The sequence below is a fragment of the Mesorhizobium sp. M7A.F.Ca.CA.002.04.1.1 genome (assembly GCF_004022805.1).
Taxonomy (GTDB): Bacteria; Pseudomonadota; Alphaproteobacteria; order Rhizobiales; family Rhizobiaceae; genus Mesorhizobium; species Mesorhizobium ciceri.
Map to the genome: position 1 here is coordinate 1 of NZ_RZPL01001255.1, position 594 is coordinate 594.

Sequence of the window (594 nt, forward strand, 5' to 3'; positions counted from 1 at the left end):
CGGCGATGCCTTCGAACATCGCTTTCAGATAATCGGCGTCGTCCGCCGGCCGCGGCGCAAGGCGAGGCGGCAGCGCCGGATCGGCGATCGGAAACCGTTCGCCCGTGGCGGGAAGCGGATAGTAATCGAGGCCGGTGCCCGTCTCCGGGTCGATTGTCGCGCTGAGTTCGATGATACGGGCGAGCGGAAAGTGCTGGGCCAGCACCTTGCCGCCTGAGTTCGAGGCACCGCCCGCCAGCCAGGCGTTGCCGAGCCGGTGGCTGTAGATGCCGAAGCGCGGCGCCGAAATCGGCCGGTCGGACAGGATCTTGATGGTCAGCGAGGATCCCAGCGCAGTGACCCCGTCGCCGATCGCGGCGGCACCGGTCGCCAGGAACGAGGCGCAGCCATCCGTGGTGCCGGCGACGACGGCCACATCGCGCGGCAAGCCGAACAGTTCCCCGGCTTCCGCGGTGAGGGCGCCCGTGACCTCGCCCGGCACGATCACGCGCGGCAGCAACTCCATGCGCATTCCGGTCGCCGCGATCCATTCCGGCCAGCGGCGGGCCTCGACATCATAACCTGTCTTCAGGGCATTGTTCTCGTCGCTGACGT

The 594-nt window shown here is 68.5% G+C and carries 1 pseudogene; it reads right to left on the reverse strand.

The window, feature by feature from the left end:
• Positions 1-594: pseudogene (locus tag ENZ75_RS33655) on the reverse strand (carbohydrate kinase); the annotation flags it as partial.